The organism is Sphingomonas sp. GC_Shp_5, assembly GCF_026540855.1.
Lineage (GTDB): Bacteria > Pseudomonadota > Alphaproteobacteria > Sphingomonadales > Sphingomonadaceae > Sphingomonas.
The window spans coordinates 1-3,243 of record NZ_JALNUP010000055.1; the positions used below are offsets into that span (position 1 = coordinate 1).

The 3,243-nt window shown below is 62.5% G+C and carries 6 protein-coding genes; all 6 read left to right on the plus strand.

All coding sequences use genetic code 11. The annotated features are described in order from the left end of the window. On the plus strand, positions 1-366 hold a 366-nt coding region (locus tag OXR60_RS19725; RefSeq protein ID WP_267397761.1), incomplete at its 5' end, for a DUF2382 domain-containing protein. Further along, on the plus strand, positions 366-1,007 hold the full coding sequence (locus OXR60_RS19730; protein WP_267397762.1) for an OmpA family protein: 642 nt from the start codon (positions 366-368) through the stop codon (positions 1,005-1,007). The genes OXR60_RS19725 and OXR60_RS19730, both read left to right, overlap by 1 nt. 35 nt (positions 1,008-1,042) lie before the next feature. Continuing rightward, entirely contained in the window at positions 1,043-1,900 is an 858-nt protein-coding gene (locus tag OXR60_RS19735) for a DUF2382 domain-containing protein (protein WP_267397763.1), read from the plus strand. A 129-nt stretch (positions 1,901-2,029) separates the two neighbouring features. After that, positions 2,030-2,560, plus strand: coding sequence for a hypothetical protein (locus OXR60_RS19740; protein ID WP_267397764.1), 531 nt, complete (start codon positions 2,030-2,032; stop codon positions 2,558-2,560). Then, the gene (locus tag OXR60_RS19745) at positions 2,547-2,939 is read left to right on the plus strand and encodes a phage holin family protein (RefSeq protein ID WP_267397765.1); all 393 of its coding nucleotides are present in this window, start codon (positions 2,547-2,549) and stop codon (positions 2,937-2,939) included. The genes OXR60_RS19740 and OXR60_RS19745 overlap by 14 nt, the downstream gene beginning before the upstream one ends. Then, the coding region (locus OXR60_RS19750; RefSeq protein ID WP_267397766.1) for a DUF3618 domain-containing protein at positions 2,936-3,243 on the plus strand (308 nt) is incomplete at its 3' end. The genes OXR60_RS19745 and OXR60_RS19750, both read left to right, overlap by 4 nt.

Below are 3,243 nucleotides of genomic sequence, written 5' to 3' on the forward strand. Positions count from 1 at the left end.
CCCATTGTGGAAGAAGAGGCACACGTCCTCAAGCGTTCGGTTGATACCGAACGTGTCAACGTGCGCACGTCCTCGGAAGAAGAGCAAGTCATCGTTCGTGACCGCCTCTACTCTCAGCAGGTCAAGATCACTCGTGTCGCAAAGAATGAGGAGGTCGCTGAGGCGCCCGCCATTCGCGTGGAAGGTGACCTTACCATCGTACCTATCCTCGAAGAAAGGGTAGTGGTCGAAAAGCGGCTGTTCCTCGTCGAGGAGCTGCATCTTCAACGGACTTACCATTCGGAGGCCATGGAAGTTCCCATGACCCTTCGCCGCACGCGCGTGGACGTGGAGCGCGAAAACTTAAAAGATCAGGAGAACCATTGATGGCCGGCCCCAACGATGATCGGCGCGAAGGCGCGCCGAGCCACATCCACATCGAGAAGAAGAAGGGGTTCAACTGGCTACCCTGGCTGTTGCTCGCCCTTGGTATTCTCGCGCTGTTGTTTGCGCTGAGCCGCTGCGGCCGCAATGAGCAGGCTGCGGTCACCCCCGTTGCGACCCCGACAGCTGCCGCCACCCCTCCAGCTGAGGTGGTCGCGGCCACGCCAAATGCGGGCAAATCGGCTGCTCTGGTCGGGACCTCGGGCCTTGGCAGCTACCTTGCCGGTGCTGAGGCAACTCCGCGCACCTTCACCTTCGAGAAGCTCAACTTCGACACGGCCAAAAGCGACATTCGCGCCGCAGACGCGGGCGAGGTGAACGAGGTGGCAGCGACGCTCGGCAAGTACCCGACGAGCCGCATTCGTATTGCCGGCTATGCCGATGACCGCGGTGCGGCACCCGCCAATGCTGCTCTCGGCAAGGCTCGCGCGGAAAGCGTCAAGTCGGCGCTGGTCGCCAAAGGTGTGAACGCAGGCCGGATCGAGACCGTCTCTGGCGGTGAAACCAACCCTGTCGACACCAACGCTACTGCTGGTGGCCGCTTCGAGAACCGTCGCACCGAGCTCGTTGTCACCGCACGCTGATCTTCATCCTCAACCAAATTCCTAAGGAGTATATCATGTCCAGCACCATCACCGCCATGTTCGACAGCCGTTCCGATGCAGAGGCCGCCAAGGAGCGCCTCAAGAGCGCCATTGTCGATGCCGACCATGTCCACATCCATGACAAGTCCAGCTCGGGTTACCGCGAGCAGGGCTACTCAACCCACGAAGATCGCGGCGTCTGGGACTCGATCAAGAATGCTTTCCTGCCTGACGAAGACCGTCACACCTATGAGGAAGGCCTGCGCCGTGGTGGTGTGCTGCTGACCGCCGATGTCGATGACGACCGCATCGACGAAGCAGTTCGCGTCCTCGAGGATGCCGGATCGATCGACGTTGACGATCGCTCCAGCCAGTGGCGTTCGTCCGGCTGGGACTATTCGGCTCCTGCAACGGGTGCGGGCACCGCGGCAGCGGCAGGCGTAGGCGCACTTAAGTCGGCCGACTACGCCGAGGGCGGCGAGCGCGAGGAAGTCATCCCCGTGGTCGAGGAGCAGCTCGTCGTCGGTAAGCGCGACGTCAACCGCGGCGGGGTACGGGTTCGCTCGTACGTCACCGAAACCCCCGTCCATGAGCAGATCCGTCTGCGCAACGAGCGGGTTAACGTCGAGCGTCGCACGGTCGACCAGCCGCTGTCGGCTGCCGATGGCGATGCGTTCCGCGAGCGCTCGATCAACATGACCGCGACCGGAGAAGAAGCCGTGGTCGGTAAGAACGCCCGGGTCGTTGAAGAGGTTGTGGTGTCCAAGACGGCTGAAGAGCATGTCGAGAACATCGACGACACTGTTCGCCGTACCGACGTCGAGGTCGATCGTGACAGCGATGTCAACACGACCACCGGCTCGACCTTCGGGACGACCGACAAGCGCCACTAAGAACATTCTACTCCGCGCGAGCAAGGCTCGCGCGGAGCTTTCCCGGGCCTGTGAAGGTCAGGGCGCGAGGCCGAGGCTTCGAGAGGCAATGGCGCGAGCGGCCATTGCCTCTAATTTGGAGAGAACATCATGATCGACACGAACGCAGCGCCGGACAATGAGCGAGCTTCCGCAATTACCGAGGCGACCCAAGCTCCTACTCCAAGCACGCCTACGGCCAGTGCTACCGGCGCCAGCGACGCGCTGAATAACGCGACCGCTGATGCGCGCCACGCCGCCACTGGATTGGCGGATCAGGTGAGGCAGCGTTTCGCCGGGGCAGCGGCTGATCAGAAAGCTGGCTTTGCCGATCGTCTCGGAGAGGTGGCCGACAGCCTTCATAAAAGCAGCGAACAGTTTTCGGGCAAGCAGGACTGGATTGCCGCAGCTATCGAGCGTGGTGCAACCGAACTCAGCAGCGTCGCCGGATCGCTGCGCGACGCCGATGTTGGCGACCTGCTTCAGCAGGTTCAGAGCTTTGCCCGGCGCCAGCCCGGCTTGTTCATCGGCGCCTCGTTTGCAGCCGGCGTTGGCCTCGCCCGCTTCGGCAAGATCCTTGCTGCAGGGACCAGCCGAGATGACCTGCCGACCCTGCCGGAGGTTGGCCATGGCGAGCACTGAACGAGGTCCGCATAGCATCGGTGAGATCGCCAGTGGTCTTGCCGGTGACGTTCAGGACCTGGTGCGCGGGGAAATCGCGCTCGCCCGTGCCGAGTTCGACCAGAAGCTTCACGGGTTGATCATTGCGGGCATTTCGGTTGTTGGCGGCGCGCTGGTTGGCTTTGCCGGGCTTGTGGTCCTGCTTGAAGGCGGCGCAGCGCTCCTGGAGAAGTGGATCCCCACCTGGGCGGCCCTGCTGATCGTCGGTGTCGTGATCGTGCTGGTAGGCGCTCTCATCGCTCGTGCCGCGCTCGGCAAACTTTCGCTACACAACCTCAAGCCGGAGCGGACCGTCGCCAACGTTCAGAAGGACGCGCGCCTGGTCAAGGAGCACACATGATGGCTGAAGAACCTAATGATACCGAGCAGATCGAGCAGGATCTGGCACAAACCCGAGCGCGCATGGATCGGCGCCTTGACGAGCTGCAGGACAAGATGTCGCCAAAGCAGATCGTCAATGACGCTCTTGCCTACGTTCAGGGCGGCGATGGGGCCGACTTTACCAGCAGCCTGATTTCGCGAGCGAAGGCAAACCCCTGGGCCGCAGTGGTGACAGGCGCAGGACTGGCCTGGCTGATGACGTCGAGCCGGCAATCACCTGAGGCTCATCGCGCGGCTCGCCCATACGACGATCTGCATGATCG

What these genes read in the sequence shown, in the direction of transcription:
- OXR60_RS19730 (WP_267397762.1), top strand. Translation starts at nt 366, where the DNA reads ATGGCCGGCCCCAACGATGATCGGCGCGAAGGCGCGCCGAGCCACATC.
- OXR60_RS19735 (WP_267397763.1), top strand. Translation starts at nt 1,043, where the DNA reads ATGTCCAGCACCATCACCGCCATGTTCGACAGCCGTTCCGATGCAGAG.
- OXR60_RS19740 (WP_267397764.1), top strand. Translation starts at nt 2,030, where the DNA reads ATGATCGACACGAACGCAGCGCCGGACAATGAGCGAGCTTCCGCAATT.
- OXR60_RS19745 (WP_267397765.1), top strand. Translation starts at nt 2,547, where the DNA reads ATGGCGAGCACTGAACGAGGTCCGCATAGCATCGGTGAGATCGCCAGT.